The sequence below is a fragment of the Gardnerella massiliensis genome (assembly GCF_003408845.1).
GTDB classification, from domain to species: domain Bacteria; phylum Actinomycetota; class Actinomycetes; order Actinomycetales; family Bifidobacteriaceae; genus Bifidobacterium; species Bifidobacterium vaginale_H.
Window position 1 is genome coordinate 301474 of sequence record NZ_LRTV01000001.1, and the last position, 26979, is coordinate 328452.

Here is a 26979-nt window from a genome sequence, read left to right on the forward strand (position 1 = left end):
CCTAAAAAAATATTCACAAGCGTAGTCAGTTATTACATACTGGCTACGCTTTTTACGTTTTCATCTAAGCGAAATTATGAAAAAACAAACAACGTTTGCGCACAGACTAACAAATCGCTAAACTATTAGGGTCACATGCATACGAGGAGGCCATTACATGGATGACGCGTTTGAGCTGTCTGCTGCAAAGATGCGCAGACACAATATGAGCGATACTGCTATTGAACAATTTGCCCACCTGTACGATGTATGGCGTAATAATCAATCGGGAGAGTTTATTCGAGAAAGTAGCATAGAAGCTATTAAAACTGTGCCTAACTTTCACGAAATTTACGAAACAATAGACCACGATAAAGCAGTTAATGCATTTGCAAAAACGGCCTTCATTAAGCTGAATGGCGGTTTGGGAACTTCTATGGGATTGTCTTGCGCAAAATCTTTACTACCAGTGCGCAGACATAAAGCACGACAAATGCGTTTTATTGATATTATTATTGGCCAAGTTCTTACTGCCCGTCAACGTTTGGGCGTGGAGCTTCCTCTTATCTTCATGAACTCTTTCCGCACTTCTCACGACACTTTGCAAGTACTTAAGCGCAATCGCAAGTTTGTGCAGGAAAATATTCCAGTAGAAATTATTCAGCATCAGGAACCTAAACTAGTTGAAGAATCCGGCGAGCCTGTTTCATACGAGCAAGATACGGAGTTGGAATGGTGTCCTCCAGGTCACGGCGATATTTTTTCAACGCTGTGGGAATCTAATTTGTTACAGATTTTGCAAGAACATGGCATTGAATACTTGTTTATTTCAAACTCTGATAATTTAGGTGCTAGGCCGTCTAGAACGCTTGCACAACATTTTGAAAATACTGGTGCTCCTATCATGATTGAGGTTGCTAAGCGCACTCAGGCAGATCGAAAGGGAGGACACATAGTTCGTGACGCTCAAACGGGTCGCTTAGTTCTTCGCGAAATGACTCAGGTACATCCAGAAGATCGCAGAAGTGCGCAAAGTATTAAAAAACATCCTTATTTCAACACTAATAATATTTGGGTTCGTGTTGATGCTTTGCGTAAAAAATTGGAGGAATACCATGGTATTTTGCCTCTTCCTGTTATTTGCAATCGTAAAACCGTCGATCCAACTCTCGAAACTAGCACTCCTGTAATTCAGCTTGAAACGGCTATGGGAGCTGTAGCGTCACTTTTTGACGACGCAATTTGCGTGGAAGTAGATCGCATGCGATTCCTGCCGGTTAAAACAACGAATGACTTATTTATTATGCGTTCTGACCGATTCCATCTGACTGATTCGTATGAGATGGAGGATGGTAATTACATTTTCCCTGATATAGATTTGGATCCGCGATATTATAAAAATATTAACGATTTTAACGAACGATTCCCGTATTCAGTTCCTGCACTTGCCGCGGCAAAATCGGTTACGATTCGAGGAGATTGGACCTTTGGAAGTCAAGTTTCCATGTTTGCCGATGCGGTTTTGGAAGATACGGGGGAGCCAAGTTATGTACCAAACGGCGAGTTTGTTGGACCTCAAGGAATTGAGCCAGATTCTTGGGTTTAATAAAATTTTCGCCACTTGCGTCTTATATATGCGGCAACGTTACATTTTTCCTAAAGAAAAAAATACGTATGGCGTGTCGCTAAAAAATGGCGTATTTTCAACGATGTTGAGGTATTAGTGCGCACATGATACAGAATTATATTAAGTTTTTTGCAAAAATGTCCACACGTACCGCAAAACACCATTAAAATAGAAACGGTGTGTGCGTATAGTGCACAAGATTCAGGCTTGTTTTAAGTAAGTCTGAAGTGTTGTGACAGCACACGCTAGCAATAAACAATAGTAAATAAACGATACGTGAGGACCAATGGTAGAAGGAAGCAACGGAAGGCGACGTTTTTCCGACAAATGGGGCAAACACGAGCTTGATGTGCTCGCTGTATTGTCTTCCGCATTCCCGCAATGGCTGACTTCGCGGCAAATAGCCCAGCGCGTGAAAGCTTATGCAGATTCTTATGGTGAGCTTGCAGACCAAGCAGCCAAGGCGGCATTTGCAAAGCAGTTCCAACGCGATCGCGCCAAGCTCGCTGCTATGGGTATCGCAATTGAGTCTAGGCAGCCTGAATATTCTTCTAAGTCAGAAGGTCAGGATTTCGCATCGTATCGTTTACAATTGGGCGATGAGCCTCGAGTTCGACTGCGTTTTGACCAATCTGAATTGCCGGTATTAGCTGCAGCTAACTATTTAGCTCGTTCGATGTCTATTTCGTCACTTGAATCAGATCAACATGAACAGCAGCGCACTTCTCGCACAGCTCCTCGCGTTCCGCAAACTCCAATCCCAGGCTTAGGTTTAGATTCTATTGCTCCTGGTCTTGGCACTCAAATGCTTCCGGATTCTTTGGTGAAGGTTATTGATTCCCGTCGTTTTGCCGCAACCGTGGACGTCGACGGCGAACATTTGAATGTCGCTTATACTGACGCTGACGACTTAGCTATGTTTGTGCTTGAACACCCTGGTTCAAGCGTGGTAAGCCCTCAAGAGGCTGTTGACGCTTTCCACCGTCGTTTACACGCTGCAGCCGAATTCTCATCGTGTGATGAGCATAGTCAATGCGACGATACCGATAATGTTGCAGAGACTGCGCAAACTTCTTCTGATACTCAAGAAGCCGACGATGACAAATCGCATGCAAAGAAGAGCTCCTCGTTCCAAACTGGTAGCGAAGTTGATCGTAGACTTCGTCTCATGTTGTTCCTTTCTGCGCATCTTGGCGAGGAATTCCCACTCAACGAGCTTGCTGAACGTTTTATTGGCAAACCAAAGAATGAGGATGAACTTCGTCGTTTCGTCACCATTCTTCACAAGGACATTAACACTCTCACCACGGTTTCCGACGATGGAGAGATGGCTGGTAGTCAGTTCTTCGATATTGATTGGACGCTTCTCGAGAATGAGAATATTGTTTCTGCAACTAACTCTTTGGGCTTGGAGCGTTTAGCTGGCATCTCCCAACAGTACTTGAGTATGCTCACTGCTTCCGCTAATTATTTGGCTCATTCTCCACTTTTGCCAGCAGAGCAGCGCGCTCAAGCAGAGTCGTTGTATAAGCGACTTCGTCGTCATGTTCTTCCTGGACAGACCCCATGGCTGAGCTTAACCGGTTACGAAATTGAACCTCGCAACTGTTCTATCGTGCGCAGTGCCATCAATAGTTCAGCATTGCTGGATATGGAATATACTGATGGAGCTGGGCGGACCCGGCGCAAGATTGTTGCCCCTTACAAGATTTACGTTGATGAGGGAGTGTACTACGTTGCGGTTTGGACGGACGTTGAGCAACAAACCCCAGAAGATAAGCGTAATTTGGTAGCTAAAGATACCACTATTAATAAAGCCAACGGTTTGCCACGTATTTGGCAAGTTCTGCGTGTTGCGCGCATTGAGCACGCGGAAGTGGTACAGCCTATTTCTCCTGTTGAGATTCCAGATGTGCCGGTAAGTGAACTTCGTAAGTGGAGTTTCGATAATGGCACTGAAACTTGCTTTATCACTGACGAAACTGAACTGAATTTCTTGAAGAATCTTTCTGGTGCCACGATGGAGCCTTATGAGAACGGCGTGAAAGTCCGTCTCACGGTGTCTTCTGATTCATGGTTCGTAGCTTTTTGTATAGCACACGCGCGCCATATTACCTCAGTTGCTCCTGAAACATTGCGCAGCATGATTGTTGCTCGCGCACAACGTGAGCTGAGCGTTAATCATGCTGACGGCGAAAACGCGGGAGAGTAGTCATGCCCTGGTGGATTTGGCTGCTTATCACGATTTTTATGCTGTGCATGATTGCTGCGGGTTTGACTTTAGTCGTGTTGAGTGCAATAAGGTTAGCAAAAACGTGTTACGGTTTTTCTCAGGAAGTTGCGTCTCGTTTTGATTTTTTGAATGAAGATAGCGACGCCGAAGTTTGCAGAGATCCGCTCTTTACGCAACCTATTGCCCACGCAGCTCACCGCTATGAACGTACTCGTACTCGCGTTGTTGAACGTCATGAACGTATTCGCGAAAAGCATCGTCTTGTATGGCAACATTGGCAGGAAAAATCGCTGCGCGAAGAAGACGTACAACTATAAACAAGAAAGCGACACACTTCTTTTTATGACTCGATTATCACATCGTCAAAACGATAACAGCGCACAAAATAGCACTGATTTCACAAACGATGTTACGTTATCACCTTCTGAACGTTTCTCTGCTTTTCGTAAAGTAATCAAGCACGAGAAATCAATGGCCGCCAAATTTGAGCGCACTCTTTCTTTTGATCTCGATGATTTTCAGCGCGAAGCTATTGAGGCTTTGGAAAGTGAAAATAATGTCATCGTAGCAGCGCCTACAGGTGCCGGCAAAACGGTTGTTGCTGATTTTTCTGTATTCCTTGCGCAACATCGCAACGTAAAAGCGTTTTATACTACTCCTATTAAAGCGCTAAGTAACCAAAAATATCATGATTTCTGTGAACTTTACGGCACCGATCGCGTTGGCTTACTCACGGGGGACACTTCTGTAAATCCTGAAGCTGATATCGTCGTGATGACAACGGAAGTCTTACGCAATATGCTGTACGAACATTCTATTACGTTGCAGTCTCTTGGCTTCGTTGTTCTTGATGAAATTCACTATCTCGCTGATAAATTCCGTGGCGCCGTGTGGGAGGAAGTAATTATTCACCTCCCTGAATCGGTGAAAATTATTGGATTGTCAGCAACGGTTTCTAACGTTGAAGATTTTTCTGCGTGGATTGAGTCAGTGCGAGGGAATACGCATTTGGTTGTCGACGAGCATCGTCCGGTACCTTTGGAACGTCACGTCGTTATTCAGAAGGATGATCAAACAGAACCTGAATTGCTTGATTTGTACGATCACGATACAAACGGCATAATGACTCAACGCGTAAATCCTACTTTGCTGCGCAAACTTCACGAATGGGAGCATCGCGCTCGTAAACGCGCCTCGTCGCACTCTGATAGCAAGTATGCTTATCGAAAAGGCAAAAGGCGCAGCATAAACGCGTCGAGTAGTGACTCTGATTTTACTCGTCGTTATACTCCCAAACGTTGGGCTGTTATTGACGAGTTGGACTACTTAAGTATGCTTCCGGGCATTTACTTCATCTTTTCTCGTTCTGGCTGCGATCAAGCCGTTCAGCAGTGTTTACGCGCTGGTTTAACGCTTACGTCGGATGAGGAAATGTATGAAATCCGCCGAATTGTTGACAGCATGGTTGCAGATCAGCTTTCCAAAGACGATTTACATGCTTTGAATTTTGAACGCTTTCGTTTTGCACTTGAACAGGGATTTGCTGCTCACCATGCAGGTATGATTGCACTGTTCCGGCATATTGTAGAGACTTTATTTGAACGCGGTCTTATTAAGGTTGTTTTCGCAACTGAAACTTTGGCACTGGGTTTGAATATGCCTGCTAGGAGCGTAGTAGTAGAGAAGCTGGTAAAGTTTGATGGCACTGGTCACGTGCCTCTCACTCCAGGCGAGTTTACGCAACTTACAGGTCGTGCTGGCAGACGTGGCATTGACGATATTGGTCACGCTATTTTGGTTGATCATGCCGATTTTGTGCCTCAACAAGCTGCAGCACTTTCTAGCAAACGCGTATATCCTTTACACTCCAGCTTTGTACCAACGTTTAATATGGCTGTTAATTTGCTCCATTCTAGCGATGCAGATACGGCAAGAACTACACTAGATCGCTCATTTGCGCAATGGGAAGCTAATGCTTCTGCACAACGCTTACACACTCGTATGGTGGAGCTTACGGAAGCTCTTGACGGCTATGAACGCGCTTTTCACTGCGATCAAGGCGATTTTGCTGAGTTTTTGCAGTTGCGTATGCAACTTAAAGACGCTCAGCACGATCAGCGTCGTAAACTTAAGCACACGTTATTCGATACGGATGCTGAACGCACTGAAGCTTTCAAAGCATTAGACGCAACTATTGCGCACTTAAGAGAGCAGGAACGAACTCACCCTTGTGCTGGGTGCGCAGAAATTCAACAGCACTTGCGTTGGGGATACCATTGGATGCGTGAGCATAAAGAGTTAGAACAGGTTCGTGAACGCTATGAATCGCGCACTGGTTCTGTAGCGCGCACGTTTGACCATATTTGCGATGTGCTTACGTATTTGAACTATTTGCAACCGGCAAGTGACGATAAATGCAGCAACATAATATCTCTTACCAATCGCGGGCAACTGTTACGAAGATTGTACAATGAGTTAGACATCGTGTTTGCGCAAGCTATTTGCGAGGGAATATTTAATAATCTCACTCCTGTCGAGTTGCTTTCCAGCTTATCTGCTCTCGTTTACGAATCGAGGGGACCGTCCGGGGGAGAGCCACGCAGGTATCCTGGCGGCCAAGATGGTGCTGTTTTTACTACAGTTTCGCGTATGAAGGAATTGTTTGTGCGCATGAATGCGTTGTGTGCGAAAGCGCATTTGCCTTCTTTGCGTCCGCTTGAATTTGGAGCTGTAGATATTATGTACGATTGGGCTCAAGGTGCTGATTTGAGCGAGATTTTGCGTAATACTGACAGTACTGGCGGCGATTTTGTGCGTCAAGCGAAGCGTCTTATTGATTTGTTAACGCAACTTTCTGTGGCAGGCGAGTATTTAAACGCTCTCGATGGAGTCGACCGCAACATTGCCTCGCGTGCGCATGAAGCTGCAGAATTAATGAACCGTGGTGTTGTAGCGTATTCGGATGTATAACAAGATATACGACGAATAGAGACTGTTACGAAACAATGTCATGAGCTTATAACATTTAGCATGAACGTATAGTCCGTGCAATTCGATAACTTTTATAAGGTACTATGTAAGGAGATACTATGGCAGAACGCAGTTTACGCGGTATGAGTATTGGGGCTAAATCGTTAGAGTCTGACGATAATGTGGATTTTGCAGCTCGAAACGATATTGCTTACGTGTGTCCGAAAGGTCATCGTACTATTCTTCCTTTTGCTCAAGGTGCTGAAATCCCTGAAGAATGGGAATGCCGCTGCGGTACGATTGCGCACCGTGAAGGTGACGACGATCGTCCTGACGACGATTTTAATAAGCCGTCGCGTACGCACTGGGATATGCTACTGGAACGTCGTAGCGAAGAAGAGTTGAAGACGTTACTTGATAAGCGTTTGAAGATGCATCACGAAGGTTGGATTCCTGATTATGAGTGAAGACTCAGCAGTTTTAAGCAATATGAACGCACGACGTATTGTATTGCTTGATCTTGATGGTACACTCACTCAATCTGATGCCGGTATTATAGCTTGTGCAAAAATTGCTTTGCGCAAGTTGCAGCAACCAATTCCAGACGATGCGGAAATGCAACGTTTTATTGGACCTTCGATTATGGAGTCTTTTCAGCGTAACCATGTGCCAGCTGAATTGTTGCAGGATGGTCTTGCTTTATATCGTAAGTATTATTCTGAAGAGGCTGTTTTTGACGATCCAAATCATCCGGGTAAGAAAATTCCGGGTTGTTTACTTAACAAAGTTTATGAGGGTATTCCTGAGCAGCTTATAGCATTGCGTAACGCTGGTTTTTATTTAGCTACAGCGTCATGTAAGCCTGAGTATCAAGTGAAGCCAATCTGCGATTATTTCGGCTTGACAACGCTTATTGATGGCATTTATGGCGCAAGTCGCGATATGTCTCGTATTACTAAGGCCCAGGTCATTCGATACGTTTTTGATGAAATTGGATATGATTCAGCTAAAGGCGACAAAGCGCTTATGGTTGGCGACCGTTGGACTGACGCGGATGGTGCTAAAGAGTGTGGATTAGATTGCTTAGGATGTGCTTGGGGTTATGCTGAGCCTGGCGAGCTTGCAGAGCATGGTTCGTACAGAATTATCGATTGCGTAAGCGAATTGAGCACAGCAGTTTCGGAATATTTTGCTTAACAGTCCCAAATTTCGTGTGCATACGTTATTTTGACTTAATTTCGTTAGTTTCTTTACATGACCGTAAAGTAACCGTCGTTTTTTGGCGATATTTCGTTATTTTCTGTACGTGACTGTAAAGTGACTATCACTTTTTGGCGATATTTCGTTATTTTCTGTACGTGACTGTAAAGAAATAATCGCTTTAAGCTATTTTGGTTGGTTACATACATATTAGATTTATCCGATAATGTACGTTATGTCAGATTACGTATGTTGAAATAACGAGAGGAACCTCAATACTATTCCCTCACACAACCAAAAAACTGCGCAAAAATATGTTAAAAATTCCCTACATGTCTTTAATCGTCTAATCCAGCAAGAAATGCAATATATGACTGAGCTGTCAACACAGCAAGATTAACCATAATGAAGCTGATAACAATATATGCCGACGGCACATAACAAATGCTAAACAAATTTCGCGCGCTCAACGAAACAATCTCATAATCTTTAGCAATATGCAAAACCATGTAAGACAGCATTGCACAAGGCAATCCGCAACAATGTGCAATAACAGCACTCCATGGAACCTTTACAGCCTCATACTTTGATTTATCGCGCATTATTATATGAACAGAATCACGCACTGAACTACCAAAGCACTCGCGCTCTTTACGCAATACAGCAGCAACAATTGCCCGATTCCTTAATAAAATACTCAACGAAATAAATAAACTATAAGTAAATAAGACTACTGCAGACAACCAAAACGCGACTACCAGCACAACAACACAACCAGCAAACCCAAAAACACTACCTAGCATTACTATCCCCAAGTTTCTTGAACAAGGTTCCAAGTATCACTACTACGCGTCTGCGATTGCAATAATTTCAACGATTGTTGATCAGCATGAGACTCAATCTGACTTGTAGTGTCATACGCAGCAGTTTCGAGAGTCAAATCTTCTTCTACGCGAGCAACAATATGACCAACAGCAATAGCAAACACCGCTAACCCGGAGGCAAGCATACGCCGCATATTTTCCTGATTATCGTCGCACTCCTGCACAGTCTGCCCATCACAAATAATAGTCATCTGTTTCAGCCGCTCAATTGAATGACGATTAAGAAAAATAATTGCAGTCGTCACATTCACTAAATTGACGCCAGCATCAAGCAGCCTCTTTGCAACCGCCATAATCGCAATATCCTTAAAAGAATATAAGCGACGAGAACCAGAACCATTAGAAGGATGAATCGACGGCTCTACAATGCTTTTGCGCGCCCAATAATCAAGTTGCCGGTACGTAATGCCGGCAACCTTTATAGCAACACTACCGCGATACCCACGAGCGTAATCAGCAGAAAGTGAAAAACTAAATAACTCCCCCTGTATCGCGTCGTCAGCACTAACGAACTGTGGTGACTGCGTCATGAGCGAAGAATACCAATCGGAACTTGCCAATCATAATCTCATCGCCATTATGCAACACAGACTCATCGACACGTTTACGATTGACATAAGTACCATTCAAACTACCAGCATCAACAATGCTAAAAACATTGCCATTACGTTTAAAAACAGCATGCGCACGCGAAACAGTGGAGTCGTCAAGCAAAATATCAGCGCGAGAATCACGGCCAACTGATACCACATCCTCGTCAAGAAGGTAACGAGAACCGGACACCGCTCCCCTGGTTGAAATCAACAAAGCAGTTCCAGGCAACAATTTTGCTATAGTCTCAAAATCATCCTGCTGCAACGGACGATCTGAAGTAGTATTCATCGGAATATTAATAGCTGGCATACCAATAATAGTGGTTTCACCAGCAGTAGGAATCGGTTCAGTCATACTTGCTATTCTACCTTGTTACTCGACCGGTTTGGCATACTCATACTGTTTTGGTTCGCGTGTCGTATTAATTTCTACCTCATCCAGCACAGACACATGCACGTATGCACCAAATTTAATCTTCAGACGCGATCCCACGCCACCAGCAATATTAACCGCATTTTGCAAATTTTGCGGATCGCCAATTGCCTTAACAATGTAAGGAGGATCAATCGTCACACCATCACACTCAAGACCTTGCTTAGTTTGTGCAATGTAACTTGAAGTCACAATACGAACATCGTTAATAGACATCACTTCTACTCCAGCATTGCGCAATTCTTCTATAAGCTGAAACATAGTAGCAGCGTCAATATTTTCCTTCTCCCCATCGGTAATGTGAATAATAATTCCTTTACCAACAGCAGGAAGACGTCCAGAAATAATACCGTTAGTTTGAGCATTTTGATTGGCAATACGCCGAGCTTCTTGCTGCTTATCAACTGCCTCTCTCAAAGAATTAAGCTGACCAGTAAGCTCACCTTTTCGACGCTCCAAACTTTGGATTTGCGCATGCGTTTCAGTAATAAGTCGAGTTAATTCTTCTTCACTCATAGTCTCATACAACAGCGAAGTACTACGATTGACCTGAATCATATAAGCGAAACCAAGAAGAGCACACAAAAGCATCATAAGTAGACCGGTAAAAATACGCGCGCGCGTCGTATGACCGCTAAGAGAAGGCTTTGATTTGCGTCGCACAGCCGGAAAAGAACCAGTTTGAGTCTCATCACTTTCACGATCTTTAGCATGCTGACGACGCAACTTACGAATAATATCGTCACCTTTTGGAGCATGAGACAATGGAGGAACCATATTTAACTCCTAAAGATAAAGCGACGAATCGCTGAAACATTCGAGAAAATACGAATGCCGAGCACAACAATTACAGCAGTCTGCAATTGCGCGCCAACGCCGAGCTGATTTCCTAGCAACACCAGCAATGTTGCTGCAATTACGTTAGAAAAGAAGGAAATAACAAAAACTTTATCCGAAAAGTTTCGTTCACAATATGCTCGCGCCGCACCAAGCAACGCATCTAACGCTGCAACCACCATAATTGGCAGATAAGGCTGGATCACAATAGGAATATCAGGATGTACCACGATGCCAATCAATGCTCCCAGAATCAATCCCAGAATTGCCGCCATGTTTATTTCCTCCCTCTTTCACTAGCAAAATTAATATCGCCAGTACTCGCCGCGGATAATCGTATAACGCGCGAAGATGAAATTTGCGGATTAATGCCCGCATTAACCAAAGCAGCATACCAACGGCAGCGCTTCAACATATTAAACACTTTTAGTAACTCACCTGTATCGCCAATTGCTTCAATAACATAAGGGCTCTGAGTTTGATTAACACCAACCAGTATTGTCTGCCCCGCAATGCGAATAGAAGTCTGAGCACCAATGCGGTGACCATTAACAGCAATCGCCTCAGCGCCAGCTTCCCACAAAACCGACACAAACATTTGAATATCGCGATCTGTAATAACGCGCATGCGAGCAGCGCTCGCCTCACGCGGAAGCGAAGCACTATTGCTATCGGTAGCAGCAGAAAGAGGATTAGCAATAGTTAAGGTTACGCCTGAACCTTCAACGCTACGCGTGCCGTTAATCATATCATCCGATTTACTCACCTGATCTTCCTCAGGGGTGGTAATACGATCTGACTCATGATCTACGCTGTTACGCAACAGCGTTACTTCCTTCACCAAATTATCAAACCTGTTCGTATACCCGGTTAATTCATTTGCTAAAGAAGTACGAATTGCTTTGCGAGGATCTGTATGCAACTTTCGCACAAACTGGCTGCCAACGGTACCAATAGCGATACAAATTAAGAATACGATAATACGCGTAATCCAACGATTAAGCGGCTTAACAGGCTGCTTACTCAAGCGCGCATCCATAAACAAAGGATCAACAGGACGATTTGTTAAATCATCAATAAGACGCAGCGCATAATCGTCAATGTACCGACGACGATCGTGATGATTAACAAAGCTGTGAGAAGAATTCATAGAAACGTGGTGCGCATCAAGCCACTTAAACGAATCAGAAAAAAGTGCACGCCTACGCGACAACGCGATGCCTGCCGAAACCTCAAAAGACACAGGCATATCGCTTACTGAAGTATGACCATCCGCACTATCTCTATCCTTTGCACTATCGGAAATGCTGTGGAGTGTACTCTGTTTCGTCATGTAAACCTACAGTACTCAAATTTATGCTTTCGCAACGCGAGCAAGTAATTTACAAGCCTGCTTAAGATACAACAACCCAGCATACCAATACAATCCAATACCCCATACTCCACAAGCAAGGGCTGCAGCATACACCATAAACATTGATTCAGAAGCTACAGCGTACACAATCATAAGCATAACTATTGCAAGCATAAGCAACGCCGTACCAGCTTTGCCCACAAAATTAACCGGCAAAGGACCGTAATCATACTGTGCGAGAATCACAACCAACACTGCCATAACTGCATCGCGCAATATAACCAGTGCCAAAGCCCACCACGGTATAATCGCCGCAATAGCTAAAGCCAACGTGCTACAAACAATAAGCAAACGATCTGCTATAGGGTCAAGAATTTGACCAAGTTTACTCACCTGATTCCAACGACGAGCAATATAGCCGTCCACGCAATCAGAAAAAGCAGAAATGGCTAAAACCACCAACGCAACAACCATGTAGTGCTGAGTAATTAGCCAAGCAAGATACGGAATTGAGCATATACGAAGAAAACTGATAGCGTTAGGCACTGTTATGACACGATTCATCGCTTCCGGACTATATTCCTGACTTACCACGAACTTAGTCATATCATCTTCCTAACTTCATACCGTTCTATCAAATTAAATCAGACTAACTCTTAAAAATCTAACGCATCAGTGAGCAAAAGTCGGTAAGCGCGCACAACCTGCTAATAAATCGGGGACATATTCATGCCCCCAATTAATCACATCCTACGCTCTCCAAGCAGCCTGTGCAGTATTGCGAATAGCTTCAATAGCCGCAGCTGGACTCTCAGCCCCATACACCGCAGACCCTGCAACCAGCACATCCGCACCAGCTTCAGCAACCGTTGCAGCAGTGGAAGGGCTAACGCCGCCATCTACCTGAATATGAGTATTCAAACCGCGACGCGTAATCTCATCGCGCAAACGACGAACTTTATTCATTTGATTGCTTAAGAACTTTTGGCCACCAAAACCTGGCTCAACAGTCATAATAAGAACCATGTCAAACTCGTCGAGAATATCGAAAATTGGCTCCACAGGCTCCGCAGGACGCACTGCAAAGCAAGCCTTACAACCCATGTCACGCAGCTGACGAGCCAAGCGGACAGGAGCATGCGTAGCTCCCATGTGGAAGCTTACCGACGCGGCTCCAAGCTTCGCATACTCTGGAGCCCAACGATCCGGGTCCTCAATCATAAGGTGAACGTCAACCGGAAGCTGAGTCACCTCACAAATACGCTTAACAATTGGCTCGCCAAGCGTCAAATTCGGTACAAAATGATGATCCATCACGTCAACGTGAACGAGATCCGCGTTAGCAATGGCATCGAGATCACGCTCGAGATTGCAAAAATCCGCGGAAAGAATACTAGGTGCTATTTGTATATCCATGTGTTCCATTCTAAGAAAGGCAAGCGACTAGCATAGTCAAAATATAAACAATACTTTTTATTGCCTCTACTTACTCGCAGATTGCGCCCGACTCTGAGATTCTCGTTCCCGTTCGTCGGCAGTAATATCAATAAGACGTTCCGTAAGCGTATTCCTACTATTTTTACTGCGCTGAAGTAACGCAAAACTTATAGCGGCAAGAATAAAGACCACCAAAGAAACCCACACGTTGATGCGAACACCCAAGAAAACGTGCGAAAAATCAATTCGCAACGCTTCAATCCATACTCTTCCAGCGGTATACCACATAACGTAAAGAATAAACAAAGATCCGGCTTGCAATTTGCTAGTAAGCACCTTACCAAAACCAATAAGCAGTGCCGCTCCAACGAAATTCCACAACATTTCGTACAAAAATGTTGGGTGGAAAAGCGTCCCGGCAGGACAAGTTAAACCGTCATAACAGCGTTCGCTATGCCCAATCGCCTGGGTGGCAGCATAATTCAATTTCAAACCCCACGGCAGCGTTGTTGGAGCACCATAAAGTTCCTGATTAAACCAATTGCCAAGTCTGCCAATTCCTTGAGCAATAAGCACAGCTGGAGCCGCACAATCAGCTAATAAACCGATAGGATATTTGCGGTGTGCGCACCAAGCACATGCTGCTAACGACCCCAACAGTATGCCTCCCCAAATCCCTAGGCCACCGTTCCATACTCGGAAAATTTCAAAGAAATCACCGTGGGCGCCAAAAAATTTCTCAGGAGTAGTGACTACATGATACAAACGTGCACCAATAATTCCGCAAGGAAGACTCAACAATACTGTATCTAAAATCTGGTCAAAACTACCGCCTACGCGCTTCCAACGACGTGCAGTAATCCACATTGCGACTAAAATCCCAGCAAGAATGGAAAGCGCATAAAACTTTATATGAATAGGCCCAAGCGACAACTGTGAAATGCTCGGGGAAGGAATAAAACAGACTGTCATGGGGACGATTTTAGTCGAAACCCCAGATTGCGCGAAGTCTAAAGATGCGCAATATTTAATAGCACAAGCAACACAGGACCGCAAAGCAAAATAGAATCCACCCTGTCGAGAACACCTCCGTGGCCTTTCAACAAATGTCCCATGTCTTTAATGCCTATATCTCGCTTCAACATCGAAGCGCATAAATCACCAAAAGTACCAACAATGCCAGAAGCAATACCCATAACTAAAGGCATCCACCAACAACTCAACCAAGCAAAACCGTAGAAACCTGCAACAATCGCATAAGCCCCAACAACAGCAAAAAGCATAGAACCAAGCAGTCCTTCAACAGACTTCTTAGGAGATATACGAGGAGAAAGCTTATGCTTACCAAGCCAAGCGCCCGCAAACAGGCCACCTGTATCACTTAACGCCGGCAGGAATACAAGCAACATGGCATGAGCAACAGCATATCGCGTATTAGTTAAAGCAAGTACAATACAGGATGCTAATAGCGGAATATACAAAAGTACAAACAGTGAAGCAGCCATGTTGGTGAAAGGAGTATGCTCATACTCGCAACTTGAAGAACCCTGGAGCTTCTTCTCAACAGCATTCATAGTGCGTACGGAAAGATTACTACTCAACGTTGCGCAAATTACCGTGAGCAGCAAAGAAGCTGTAATACCACTTGCCATTGCTACAGCATGCCATTTCGCGTAGTAGGTGGAAAAAATAGTAACTAACGAACACAACGACAACGTTACAAAAGGTATGTGTAACCCAAGAGTTGCAAAATCAACATGCAACTCCCACAACGCTAACACCATAAAAACAGCCATCAGCACCACAAAAACGTCAACGCTAATGAGAAGACACGCTACAATAGCAACAACCAGAACAGCTGCTGTGGCAACAGCCTGTGGCATATTACGACCGGTTCTACGGTTAATATCGGTTAAAGCTTCATGGGTGCCGTAAGAATGTGCTTCATCAAAAGTTGACTTAGTTGCCTTCACAACATGGTCAGCACTCGATTTATTGACTTCATTGGCAAAATCATGCTCATTTTGTTGACTCATACGACACCCATTCAGATTGAAACTACGAGAATCAGACTTCCATAATTTCTTTTTGCTTGCCTTCCAACAAAACATCTAAAGAATCAGTAATTTGCTTAGTGAGCTTATCAAGCTCCTTTTGCAAACGGTCACCTTCATCCTCACCAAGATCACCGTCTTTTACTGACTTATCAATAGATTCCTTGGCTTTGCGACGAATATTGCGAACCGCAACCTTGCCTTCTTCAGCCTTATTCTTAGCAAGCTTAACGTATTCCTTACGGCGTTCCTCAGTGAGTTCAGGCATAGTCACGCGAATTACGTTACCGTCGCGATTAGGACTTACGCCCAAGTCAGAATCACGAATAGCTTTTTCAACAGCATTAGCCTGAGAAGCATCAAAAGGAGTTACCGAAAGGGTTCGAGGCTCTGGGACACCGATAGAAGCTACAGCCTTAATTGGAGTTGGTGCACCATAATAATCAACCATAATACCGTTTAACAGAGCAGGATTAGCACGACCAGTGCGAATACCCATGAAGTTCTCTTTCGTAGCTTCAACAGACTTGTTCATTTGCTCTTTCGCCTGATCAATGATTGCTGACATGTGTTCTCCTTTGTATGTTCCTTTACAATTTATTCAACAGATACCTAGACTAAACTAACATGACACCATGCAAGTTGTGTTCACACTCAACGCTTGCGTATGAACGGCAGTAAGCTAGGAAACGATGTTATGCAAACGTTGGCTCCATATCAGACACTAACGTGCCAATAGGATCTCCAACAAGAGCACGAGTTACGTTACCTTCACCCTCTAATCCAAACACGCGAATCTTTTGTTTATTATCACGAGCCATAGAAAGAGCCGAAGCATCCATAACAGCTAAACCATCAACAAGGGCACGCTGATAATTTAATGTCAAGAACTTTTTAGCTGACGAATCCTTGCGAGGATCAGCACTATAGACACCATCAACGCCATTTTTACCCATCAAAACTTCGTCGCAATGAATTTCCAAAGAACGTTGAATAGAAACAGTGTCCGTAGAGAAGTAAGGCATACCAGCACCAGCACCAAAAATAACCACACGTCCCTTTTCAAGATGACGTATTGCTTTCAATGGAATGTAAGGTTCAGCAACTTGTCCCATCGTAATAGCAGTTTGTACGCGAGTTGCTTGACCAGCCTGTTCAAGAAAATCTTGAAGAGCTAAGCAATTCATAACAGTGCCTAACATACCCATGTAATCGCCACGACTACGATCGATACCGGCTTGTTGTAACTCCGCTCCCCTAAAGAAATTGCCACCGCCAACAACAATAGCAACTTGAACGCCTTCATGCACTGCAGTCACGATTTCTCCAGCAATTCTGCGAATAACATGGGTATCAATACCGACAGCGCCACCGCCAAATGCCTCACCTGAAAGCTTCAATAAAACCCTACGGGACTTGCTTTCCTCCGCTTGTGCAATAGCCATACAGATTCCTCCAGTCATCACGGCGAATGCAAGTATATCTTTGCTAGTTTATCTATAAATCGCGACACTCAAAACGCACAAATTAAACTAGCAAATAAATATGAAAATGGGCTGCGTACAGAAATGCACACAGCCCAACAATTTAGGAATCAGAATCGATTCTCAGCATAAGCGATGCTTATTCAGCAGCACCCTTGCCAACCTCAAGACGAGCAAAGGCAAAAGCGGTACCGCCAACTTCCTTGAACAAGTCGCCAACGCTCTTGGAAGGATCCTTAACGTAAGCCTGCTCAAGAAGCACAGTTTCCTTGAAGAAGGCGTTCATGCGGCCTTCAACAATCTTTGGAACAATCTTCTCTGGCTTGCCTTCAGCCAAGGACTTCTCGGTAGCAACGCGACGCTCAGATTCCAAAACTTCTTCTGGAACATCTTCGCGACGAAGCCACTGAGCACCCATAGCGGAAATCTGCAAAGCTGCTTCGTGAGCAACCTTTGCGCCAGCTTCGTCAGTAGCAATCATGGAAACAATGCTTGGAGGCAATTCCACGGACTTCTTGTGAGCATAAATCTCAACGTGTGGACCGCTTACCTTAGCAACCTGACCGACCTTGACGTGCTCACCGAACAAAGCTGCTGCTTCTTCAACAGCTTCCTTAACGGTTGCGCCATCAGCTGGTGCTGCAAGTACTTCTTCAGTAGTAGAAGCAGAAGCCTCAACAGCATGGTCAAGAACAGTGTTGGAGAATTCCACGAACTTAGGGGTCTTTGCCACAAAGTCAGTTTCGGAATTCAACTCAACTGCGTAACCAGTTTCGCCTTCAGCAGACTTAACAACCTTAGAAGCGATGGTGCCTTCCTGAGCCTTACGGCCTTCACGCTTACCAGCGGCCTGAATACCCTTAGCGCGGATGATTTCCTTAGCGCGGGCAACGTCGCCTTCAGCTTCAGTAAGAGCTTTCTTAACGTCCATCATGCCGGCGCCAGTTTCTTCACGCACCTGCTTAATCAACGCTGCAGTAATTGCTGCCATTTTGTTCTCCTCGTATCAAAACGATTCTGAGTAAAGCTGTTAGAAATTCATTCAGTAAGAAACTCACACAGCCTTACTCAAGAATCTGGTTGCAAATTAGCTTATCAGGCCTGGGCCTCAGTGTTTTCTTCCTCGGCTGGCTTAGCTTCAGCTTCGTCATCCTTGGTAAGCAATTCCTTCTCCCAAGCAGCCATTGGCTGAGCTTCAGCACCTTCGGACTTAGCGCCCTTGCCAGCGTGCTCAAGCAAACCAGCAGCTACAGCGTCAGCCATCAAGCTGGTCAACAATTCAACGCCACGAATAGCGTCATCGTTAGCTGGAATTGGGTACTCAACAGCTTCAGGATCAGTGTTGGTATCAACAATTGCTACCACTGGGATACCGAGCTTATGAGCCTCTTCAACGGCCAAAGCTTCCTTGTTGATGTCAACAACGAACATGGCGGAAGGAGTACGGTTCATATTACGAATACCACCGAGCTGCTTCGAAAGCTTATCCTTCTCACGCTCAAGAAGCAAAAGTTCCTTCTTGGTCAAGCCGGAGCCACGAACGTCGGTGAAGTCCATCTCTTCAAGTTCCTTGAGGCGCTTCACGCGAGTAGAAACAGTCTGGAAGTTCGTCAACATACCGCCAAGCCAACGTTCGCACACGTAAGGCATGTTCACGCGAGTAGCCTGGTTCTGTACAGCTTCCTGAGCCTGCTTCTTAGTGCCAACAAAAAGCACAGTGCCGTTGTGAGCAACAGTCTGCTTGATGAAATCGTAAGCCTTGTCGATCATGTCGAGCGACTTGAACAAATTGATGATATGAATACCATTGCGCTGAGTAAGGATGAATTGCTTCATCTTTGGGTTCCAGCGACGAGTCTGATGACCGAAGTGCAAACCAGCCTTCAGCATTTCGCTCATGGTAATCTGTGCCATATCTTTATACCTTTCTTGTCGGTTCTTGCCTGGCCATGTCTGTTCGCATGCAACTTGGCTGACACATGTCTAAATCCAAGCCGACCGACACGAACGGACGCGTACATGGCGCGTATTTGCGCATCTCAATAGACAATAACAAGCGAGCAATCAGATAACGCGACTGTACTCATGCTCAAAATAGACACGCAAGGAATAAGTATATCAGATACTTAATACTAAAAAATCGGTATTTTCTGCCAAATAAACAACAGAAAATACCGATATCATACGCTACTTAAACGCACTCTTCGTTGTCAGACTGCACTATTGCGCAATTCACGCAACGCTTGACGACGGACATCCTTCTCAAGGCGATCTAAATAAATATGTCCATCTAAATGATCGCACTCATGCTGCAACATGCGAGCCATAAGACCTTCGCCTTCAAGCACCACAGTTTTGCCATCCAAATCGATGCCACGAACGCGCGCATAATTCGCTCTGCGAGTTTTGTACCATAAACCTGGAACTGAAAGACACCCTTCGTCGTCGTATTGTTCGCCACTCATCGTTTCCAACACAGGATTCAACACGTAACCAATACGACCGTCAATATTGTAGGAAAAAGCTCTTAAGCTCACACCAATCTGGTTAGCAGACAAGCCGGCACGTCCTGGATCATTCACCGTTTCTAGCAAATCTTCCACTAAATGCTTAACGGCTGGAGTAATCTCACGAATTTCCTCACACGGCGTACGCAACACAGGATCCGGCACAACGCGAATCTTTCTAATACTCACTCATACTCCATTCACAAACATAACGTATTTTGAGACAGTCACTTTAATCACGTATCGTGTTATCATCGTCACGCGACGTTTCCGCATTTTCAGGCGATGATTCCTCACCAAAACGCTTCAAATGAGTCGCGGCCTGATCAAACGCCTGACGCACTCGCGGAGTTACTGCTTCTTGCGCCTGCTTCACCGTCTCCTGAGCCTGCTTTACCGTTTCGGTTGTTTTATCGAGAAACTTTACAGTCGCCGGAAGCGGACGAGTATTAGGCTTTGGCGCATACAATTGAGTCTCAATAATATCAGCGTAACGGTTAAGAATCTTAGGACGAACAATTTTCATACTCGGCGTAAGAGTACCAGATTCTTGCGTAAATTCATCTTGTAAAATAACAAATTTACGAACAGACTCAGCGCGAGACACCGTACTATTAGCTTGATCTATAAATTGTTGAACCACTGAACGAACAGCCTCATTATTGGCAATTTCGCTCATAGGAAGGTTCACATCCATACCCTTATTTTTAAGCCAGGATTTAACCATATCTGGATCCAATTCAATAAGAGCAGATACGAACGGTTTACCATCTCCTACAACAACAGCATGCGAAACTAGAGGGCATTGAGCAATAATGCTCTCCATAGGTGCTGGGCTAATATTCTTTCCGCCTGCCGTAATAATAATATCCTTCTTACGACCAGTAATAGAAAGGAAACCTTCGTCATCAATTTCACCAAGATCGCCAGAATGCAGCCAACCATTTTCGTCAATAACCTCATCGGTAAGCTCAGGCCTATTAAAGTAACCCATAAAAACGTTAGGGCCCTTAATCAGTACCTCGTCATCGTTGGCAAGACGAATAGTAATACCAGGACCAGGGCGACCAACAGAACCGACTTGATTTGCATGCTCAAAATTAACTACGCAAGGAGCAGCCGTTTCCGTCATGCCATAGCCCTGAATAAACGTAATACCATCAAGACCGTTGAAGAAGTGCGCTAAGTCAGCGTTGATAGGTGCACCTCCGCACGCAAGCCACGCAAGATTTGGACCTAAAGCGGAGCGGATGGAAGAACCAACAGTGCGCATATACATGGCATGATTCACGCGAGACGCAAGCGAGTGTGCTTTACCGTCGACATTGTCGCGAGACCAATGAATAAAGTGTTGAACAGCCCTAGCAAAAATACGACCTCGAATACCTGCGCCAGCTTTCTGCGACGCAGCATTATACACTTTTTCAAAAACTCGAGGCACACCAAGCAAATACGTTGGCTTAAAACTACGCAAATCTGCAAGTAAATGCTTAGCGTTAGGAACATAGCCGATAACACCATGCGCACCAATAGCAACATACTGGATATAACGAGCAAAGCAGTGAGCTAAAGGAAGGAAGAGTAGCAAACGGCTTGGCTTATAAAGCATATCGTTAAGAACATCGTAGCCAGCATACACAATATGCGTAAAGTTACGATTGGAAAGCATAGCGCCCTTTGGTCTACCAGTAGAACCTGAAGTGTACACGATAGTAGCCAAATCATCAGCTCGTACAGCAGCAATAGAATGCTCTAATTCTTCGTCAGTAGTCGATTTGCCGAAATCAATAAGAGCGTCAAGTCCACCATTTTTAAAGTTGAATATAGATTTAAGCGTAATCTTTTTATTGTCGTGCCTTACACGTTCCAAACATTGAGCGTGAGCATCGTCACCAGCAAAAGCAATAATTGGCTTAACTTCGTCAATAATATCCGCTGCCTGCAACGCTGAATCGGTTTCGTAAATAGGAATAGTAACAGCACCTATTGCAGCACACGCAAAGTCAGCAATACCCCACTCATAACAGGTAGCGGAGTAAATCACAACTTTTGATCCATGCTGTACGCCAAGCGCAATAAGTCCACGCGCTACAGCACGAACTTTGGCAAGCATTTCGGCAGCAGTAACATCGTGCCATTGTCTTGTGTCATCATCCTGCCATTGCGCAATAAGACCTCGAGGATCGCGCACTGCACGGTTAGCAAGCAATGAAAAAATGGTATCACCATCTTGAGTTGGGTGAATGGCTTCTACTGAAAATTCTCGGAGCATACTCATTATTGTACTTGATAAGCGAATCGACACGAACGCATCAAGTACAAAAATTGATAGTTAATCTTGTTAAATATGAACAACGCAAGTAAAACGCGAAATTAAAAAATCTACAAACCCGAGCAACTAAACCGTCAAATAGCCTACGCAACAGCGTAATAATCGCAAATATCGCAATATAACCCTACAAGAAACGGTCCAGTACGTAACGTACTGAACCGCATCTATTTGTGCCCACAGTGCTAGCACATAGCGTTAACGAATATCCTGATGGAATGGGTTAAACACAACGCTACAACGCTGGAAGCTTTTTACATCTACGTAACCGGTAGAAGCCATAGTGCGTCGCAATGCGCCAATAAAGTTGGTGGTTCCGTCCGCTTCGTGGCTTGGCCCAAAGAGAATATTCTCCAGAGGAGCAACAGTGCCAACATGAGAACGCATACCACGTGGAAGTGTGGAATGTCGCGCTTCAGCTCCCCAATGAGTTCCGCGTCCTGGAGCTTCAGTCGCTCGCGCTAATGGCGTGCCCAACATAACAGCATCCGCACCCATGGCAAGAGCTTTAATAAAGCTGCCAGAATTACCCATGCCACCGTCGGCAATGATTTGAACGTAACGTCCACCGGATTCATCCATGTAATCGCGGCGAGCTTCAGCAACATCAGCGATTGCAGTAGCCAGCGGCGCTTGCACGCCTAACGTATTCATAGTTGAAGACACTGCTCCGCCGCCAAAACCGACGAGAATACCCGCAGCGCCCGTTCGCATCAGATGCAATGCTGAGGTGTAATCAGCGCATCCGCCGACAATAACTGGCACATCCAAATCGTAAATAAACTTTTTCAAATCGAGCGGCTCATGGTCTTTCGAAACATGCTCTGCAGACACTGCCGTACCGCGAATCACGAATAAGTCAACTCCGGCTTCGATTACAGTATTGTAAAACTCTTGGGTTCGTTGCGGCGAAAGAGCTGCGGCTACAGTGACGCCAGCATTACGAATGGTGTGCAATCGCTTGGCAATCAATTCTGGCTTAATCGGTTCAGCATATATTTCCTGAATACGTTGCGTTGCCGTTTGTGCCGGAAGCTCGGATATTTCTTTCAACAATGGTTCTGGATTCTCATAGCGAGTCCACAAACCTTCCAAATCGAGCACACCCAGGCCGCCCATTTGACCTATAGCAATAGCAGTATCCGGACTCGTCACCGAATCCATTGGAGCGGCAATAACTGGAATGTCAAACGTATAAGCGTCTATCTGCCAGGCAGTAGATACAGCTTGCGGATCGCGCGAGCGGCGCGAAGGAACAATAGCAATATCGTCAAGCGAATATGCAACGCGGGCTTTCTTGCCCAATCCAATTTCAATTTCTTGAGACATACTTACTAGGCTAGTTCCTTATGCTGACGAAATGTTGTGTCGCAATAATACGAAAAATTAATAATTGCGAAACGCAACGGAGGCTACGGCAGAAGATTGCAAAAGCGGCACTGACGTGTGACGCTACACTACGCTACCCCACGCTACCCAAAGATACCCAAAGATACCCAACGCTATCCAAAGATACCCAACGATGTGAATTGTTATACACATATCAACAATTGAGCAAAACCGTAATGTGTATAATTCAACACACCTTAAAGCGTTTATTTTCAACGAAAAAAGCAAATATTTTGTAAATTATCCACATTTTTTACAATTATACAGTTTTTCAAAAAATACGTTGTATGCTTTTATCTAACCTTGTTGAAATTGCAGAAATGCGAGATTTTCAGGGGAAAATATTTACTGATATTTCCTCTATGGGCAATTCCTTACGTGCGACAATTTCCTACGTGTGGCAATTTCCTCATATGTGGCAATACTCTTTTACCCTAGTAAAGAGAAGGAGAAAAGCTTTGATAGTAGATTATATAGATGCTCATGGATGGAGCAGTGCTGATGACGACGACGATGAATTCAACAATGAATCATCGAACGTTAATACTGGCGATAGCAGCAATACCAACAATAAGAAACCTGGCGAAGACCCTCCTCCAGTCGTGAGGATTAATGCCTTTTGCCGGCTGCCCGTGTACGAAGGCAAGTTACCTATTGCTCTGTCTCGCAAACATTTGGAATATCACGTCGGTACGTGTTGTTCCGAAGATTGCGACGAAGAAAAGTTCGTAAAACTTGCGTTAAGAACGTGCCGTATTGCTTGCATTGCCGCCGACCTTTACCGAGGCAGGCCGATTACTCCTGCCATGGCGAAATTGTTAACTCCTCAGTGTGCCACTAAATTAACCAATGCCTGGAAGTTAATGGAAGGGTATTTCAAGGAGAAAAATGATTCCGAAGCCTGCTCAATGTTACGAAGGATGCCAGCAATTCCTAATCTTATCAATGGCATGCTGGTAAACCCTCATCATTTTGAAGGCGTGGTCTGCATTGACATTGGTAATACATGTCATTGGGCATCATTGGCATTGGAATTAAAGTATGGAAATTGGATTTGCACTTATGCCGATTTGGGCTAATTGCAATGAAAATACACCATAATAACTGAAACTGAAAATAGATGATATTAAATTGATTAAGAATAAATTAAACGAAACGAAAATAGACGATACTAAAGTAGATAAAAACAACACAACTGAAAATAAGAACTCCTCCTTATAGATCGTTGCAAAGCATACGCGACATAAATCATGCCAAGCTAGGTCTATGATGGAGGAGTTTTTTATGCGTTCACAATACAAAATAGAGAGAGTAAACGCGTAGGTTACTTAATATATAGGTTACTTAATCGTTACTGTTACGCAGTGCAGTATATATAATTTTTGCTTTACTTTCACCAATTCCAGGTACCTTCTGCAAATCTTCTAGTGAAGCTTTCCTTATTCCTTTTACGGAACCAAACTGAGCAAGCAAACGTTTGCGGTACGCTACCCCAATACCAGGGATAGTGTCAAGAATTGAATGCAATGCACCTTTTCGACGTCGAATACGATGATACGTAATAGCAAAGCGATGTGACTCGTCTCGCGCTCGCTGCAATAAATATAAGCCCTGCGAACTTCTTTTTAAGATTATCGGGTAATCCTCGTCAGGAAGCCACACTTCCTCAAGCTTTTTAGCTAAGCCACACACTGTAATATCGTAAATTCCAGCATCGTGCATAGCTCGTCTTGCAGCCTTTGCCTGCTCGCGCCCACCGTCAACCATAACTAACTGTGGCCTATATGCAAAACGCTTCTTACTCATATCTTCATAGGAGTTATCTTCGCAGGAGTTATTTTCGCAGGAGTTATCTTCACAAGATTTGTTAGCATTATGCGACGCAGTGTTTGAAGCAGCATCACTATGACTAAACCTTCGCAATATCGTTTCGTATACTGCACTTAAGTCGTCAATCTTGCCATCACCGTTTTCGCCACGAATAGCAAAATGACGATACTCACTTGGACGAGCTAAACCATCTTCGAAAACAACCATAGAAGCAACCTGATAGCTACCGTCTACAGTATTGGAAATATCGTAACATTCAATGCGCAAAGGTGCCTCTGCCATGCCAAGTGCTTGCGCTATCTCGTTCATAGCCTCGGTTCGCATTTCCATACTGCTTATGCGATGCGATTTTATGCGCGTTAAAGCCTGGCTCGCATTATCGTTAGCGCGTTGCATAAGCGCTCGCTTTTCTCCACGTTCCGCAACGCGAATGGTTACTTGAGAACCACGAATACTGCTGAGCCACGATTCTAATTCTTGTAAACGTTCCTCTGGAATAGCGACAGGAACGATAATTTCTCGAGGCACAGGAGCAATAGGCGCCAATAAATCTTCACGACCCGTGGTTTCTTGACGCTCTCGACGAATTTTAGTGGCCTGTGCTCTCGACGCAGGGTCAATTGCAGTAGCCTTAGTCGAAGTGTTAAAAGCGTCGCGAAGCTGCTTAATAGTGACTAGATTGCGCTGTATTTCAGTAGCATCATGTTCATACTCTGCATATACGTGCGTGAGAAGATCGGCTAACAGCTCACCATCGCTCATCTCTTCATTGCGTTCTACTGACCAGTTGCGTTCTCCTCGAATCATCCCAGCTCGCACAAAAAATGCGTGGATGGATGCTTCCAAATCGTCACCACATAAACCAAATACGTCTGCTTCCACATCATCGTCAAAGACCACGGCATTTTGTTGCAAAACGGTGCTAAGCACTGCAATTTCGTCGCGCAATGCAGCCGCACGCTCAAACTCTAAATCCTCACTCGCTCGCTTCATTTCACGCGTTATTTGCGCAATATACGAATTACCAATACTGCCCGTAAGTATGCCAACTACATGCTCAACATATTCACGATGCTCGCGAGGCGTAATATTGCCAACACAAGGAGCCGAACACTTGCCGATGGAAGCTAGCAAACATGGTCGTCCAGTTCTATGGGCTTTATAAAACACGCCTGAAGAACAGGTTCGAATAGGAAATGTTTTCAGCAACGAATCTAAACTATGTCGTAGCGGCCATACTTTTGCGTATGGTCCAAAATACAGTGTTTTCTTAGCCCCACGATTGCGAGTAATCCAAACTCTCGGAAACTCTTCACCAACAGATACAGCCACATAAGGGTAAGTTTTATCGTCGCGAAACACTACATTAAATCGTGGATCAAATGCTTTAATCCATGTATATTCCAGCGTTAGCGCTTCAAATTCTGTTGCTACAACTGTCCACTCCAAACTGCGGGCAGTAAGTACCATGGATTGCGTGCGCGGATGCAACTGGTATAACGGTTGAAAATAATTTGCTAAACGATTGCGCAAATTTTTTGCTTTTCCAACGTAAATAACACGCCCTTGACCGTCTCGCCATTTGTACACTCCCGGTTTAGCTGGAATATCTTGAGAAGCAGGACGAAATAAATCACGACTATCGCCTAATAAAGGCGCACCAAAAGCATTAACGTCACTTTTACTAATTTGATGAGGATCATAGAGATTGTGCTGCGTCTTATGCCAGCAAGAATCTTGATGCGTATCGCAAACGGCATCATCAGCGTCACAAACGTCACTATTATCATTGCCACTACTGCCGTAATTATATTGGTTAGTAATGTTATCGTCGTTCAT

The 26979-nt window shown here is 44.5% G+C and carries 24 protein-coding genes and 2 pseudogenes; 8 read left to right on the plus strand and 18 right to left on the minus strand.

The genetic code is table 11. From position 1 onward, the window contains the following. Positions 1-157: 157 nt before the first annotated feature. The 7 genes and pseudogenes from AXE77_RS01155 to AXE77_RS01180 all read left to right on the plus strand — a co-directional run bounded on the left by AXE77_RS01155 (position 158) and on the right by AXE77_RS01180 (position 8006). A complete protein-coding gene (locus AXE77_RS01155; protein WP_116711739.1) occupies positions 158-1585 on the plus strand; it encodes a UTP--glucose-1-phosphate uridylyltransferase in 1428 nt (475 codons plus the stop codon). 307 nt (positions 1586-1892) lie between these two features. Continuing rightward, positions 1893-2634, plus strand: a pseudogene (locus tag AXE77_RS06935) (helix-turn-helix transcriptional regulator); the annotation flags it as partial. A gap of 68 nt (positions 2635-2702) precedes the next feature. Next, positions 2703-3818, plus strand: a pseudogene (locus AXE77_RS06940) (helix-turn-helix transcriptional regulator); the annotation flags it as partial. Positions 3819-3820: 2 nt separating this feature from the next. Further along, positions 3821-4156: a hypothetical protein gene (locus AXE77_RS01165; RefSeq protein WP_116711741.1), complete on the plus strand. Its 336-nt coding sequence runs from the start codon at positions 3821-3823 to the stop codon at positions 4154-4156. A gap of 25 nt (positions 4157-4181) precedes the next feature. Continuing rightward, on the plus strand, positions 4182-6809 hold the full coding sequence (locus AXE77_RS01170) for a DEAD/DEAH box helicase (RefSeq protein WP_116711742.1): 2628 nt from the start codon (positions 4182-4184) through the stop codon (positions 6807-6809). Between the two features lie 119 nt (positions 6810-6928). Further along, positions 6929-7276, plus strand: coding sequence for an RNA polymerase-binding protein RbpA (locus AXE77_RS01175; protein WP_116711743.1), 348 nt, complete (start codon positions 6929-6931; stop codon positions 7274-7276). After that, a complete protein-coding gene (locus tag AXE77_RS01180) occupies positions 7269-8006 on the plus strand; it encodes an HAD hydrolase-like protein (RefSeq protein WP_240612612.1) in 738 nt (245 codons plus the stop codon). Before AXE77_RS01175 ends, AXE77_RS01180 begins: the two co-directional genes overlap by 8 nt. 341 nt (positions 8007-8347) lie before the next feature. Here the strand turns inward: AXE77_RS01180 and AXE77_RS06605 are convergent, their stop codons facing one another. The 17 genes from AXE77_RS06605 to AXE77_RS01270 form a co-directional block, all read right to left on the minus strand. Continuing rightward, positions 8348-8611: a hypothetical protein gene (locus tag AXE77_RS06605; RefSeq protein ID WP_165846020.1), complete on the minus strand. Its 264-nt coding sequence runs from the start codon at positions 8609-8611 to the stop codon at positions 8348-8350. Between the two features lie 203 nt (positions 8612-8814). Beyond that, a complete protein-coding gene (locus AXE77_RS01190; RefSeq protein WP_116711745.1) occupies positions 8815-9423 on the minus strand; it encodes a MerR family transcriptional regulator in 609 nt (202 codons plus the stop codon). Then, on the minus strand, positions 9398-9841 hold the full coding sequence (locus tag AXE77_RS01195) for an FHA domain-containing protein (RefSeq protein WP_116711746.1): 444 nt from the start codon (positions 9839-9841) through the stop codon (positions 9398-9400). The genes AXE77_RS01190 and AXE77_RS01195 overlap by 26 nt, the downstream gene beginning before the upstream one ends. An 18-nt stretch (positions 9842-9859) precedes the next feature. Further along, complete coding sequence (locus tag AXE77_RS01200) at positions 9860-10696, minus strand: DUF881 domain-containing protein (RefSeq protein ID WP_116711747.1); 837 nt, start codon at positions 10694-10696, stop codon at positions 9860-9862. A gap of 2 nt (positions 10697-10698) precedes the next feature. Beyond that, complete coding sequence (locus AXE77_RS01205) at positions 10699-11031, minus strand: small basic family protein (protein WP_116711748.1); 333 nt, start codon at positions 11029-11031, stop codon at positions 10699-10701. A 2-nt stretch (positions 11032-11033) separates the two neighbouring features. Next, a complete protein-coding gene (locus AXE77_RS01210; RefSeq protein WP_116711749.1) occupies positions 11034-12089 on the minus strand; it encodes a DUF881 domain-containing protein in 1056 nt (351 codons plus the stop codon). 21 nt (positions 12090-12110) lie between these two features. Then, positions 12111-12716 carry a CDP-alcohol phosphatidyltransferase family protein gene (locus tag AXE77_RS01215; protein ID WP_116711750.1) on the minus strand — a complete coding sequence of 202 codons (606 nt, stop codon included), beginning with the start codon at positions 12714-12716 and terminating at the stop codon, positions 12111-12113. A gap of 144 nt (positions 12717-12860) precedes the next feature. Continuing rightward, positions 12861-13526, minus strand: coding sequence for a ribulose-phosphate 3-epimerase (rpe, locus tag AXE77_RS01220; RefSeq protein WP_116711751.1), 666 nt, complete (start codon positions 13524-13526; stop codon positions 12861-12863). Positions 13527-13592: 66 nt separating this feature from the next. Further along, positions 13593-14519, minus strand: a complete 927-nt coding sequence (gene lgt, locus AXE77_RS01225; protein ID WP_116711752.1) for a prolipoprotein diacylglyceryl transferase — start codon at positions 14517-14519, stop codon at positions 13593-13595. A 38-nt stretch (positions 14520-14557) separates the two neighbouring features. Then, the gene (locus AXE77_RS01230) at positions 14558-15583 is read right to left on the minus strand and encodes a phosphatidate cytidylyltransferase (protein ID WP_116711753.1); all 1026 of its coding nucleotides are present in this window, start codon (positions 15581-15583) and stop codon (positions 14558-14560) included. Positions 15584-15614: 31 nt separating this feature from the next. Beyond that, positions 15615-16169 (minus strand): ribosome recycling factor, encoded by a 555-nt coding sequence (gene frr / locus AXE77_RS01235; protein WP_116711754.1) that lies wholly within the window; start codon positions 16167-16169, stop codon positions 15615-15617. Between the two features lie 127 nt (positions 16170-16296). Continuing rightward, positions 16297-17046 carry a UMP kinase gene (gene pyrH, locus AXE77_RS01240; RefSeq protein WP_116711755.1) on the minus strand — a complete coding sequence of 250 codons (750 nt, stop codon included), beginning with the start codon at positions 17044-17046 and terminating at the stop codon, positions 16297-16299. Positions 17047-17224: 178 nt separating this feature from the next. After that, a complete protein-coding gene (tsf, locus tag AXE77_RS01245; RefSeq protein WP_116711756.1) occupies positions 17225-18076 on the minus strand; it encodes a translation elongation factor Ts in 852 nt (283 codons plus the stop codon). 104 nt (positions 18077-18180) lie between these two features. Continuing rightward, positions 18181-18999 (minus strand): 30S ribosomal protein S2, encoded by an 819-nt coding sequence (gene rpsB / locus AXE77_RS01250; RefSeq protein WP_116711757.1) that lies wholly within the window; start codon positions 18997-18999, stop codon positions 18181-18183. 296 nt (positions 19000-19295) lie between these two features. Continuing rightward, positions 19296-19781 (minus strand): peptide deformylase, encoded by a 486-nt coding sequence (locus tag AXE77_RS01260; protein WP_116711759.1) that lies wholly within the window; start codon positions 19779-19781, stop codon positions 19296-19298. 43 nt (positions 19782-19824) lie between these two features. Then, on the minus strand, positions 19825-21864 hold the full coding sequence (locus AXE77_RS01265) for an AMP-dependent synthetase/ligase (protein WP_116711760.1): 2040 nt from the start codon (positions 21862-21864) through the stop codon (positions 19825-19827). Positions 21865-22119: 255 nt separating this feature from the next. Continuing rightward, complete coding sequence (locus tag AXE77_RS01270) at positions 22120-23250, minus strand: GuaB3 family IMP dehydrogenase-related protein (protein ID WP_116711761.1); 1131 nt, start codon at positions 23248-23250, stop codon at positions 22120-22122. A 518-nt stretch (positions 23251-23768) separates the two neighbouring features. On the opposite strand from AXE77_RS01270, the gene AXE77_RS01275 reads away from it, so the two are divergent. Next, complete coding sequence (locus AXE77_RS01275; protein ID WP_116711762.1) at positions 23769-24389, plus strand: hypothetical protein; 621 nt, start codon at positions 23769-23771, stop codon at positions 24387-24389. Between the two features lie 265 nt (positions 24390-24654). On the opposite strand, the gene uvrC is transcribed toward AXE77_RS01275, so the two are convergent. Continuing rightward, the gene (gene uvrC, locus AXE77_RS01280) at positions 24655-26979 is read right to left on the minus strand and encodes an excinuclease ABC subunit UvrC (protein ID WP_116711763.1); all 2325 of its coding nucleotides are present in this window, start codon (positions 26977-26979) and stop codon (positions 24655-24657) included.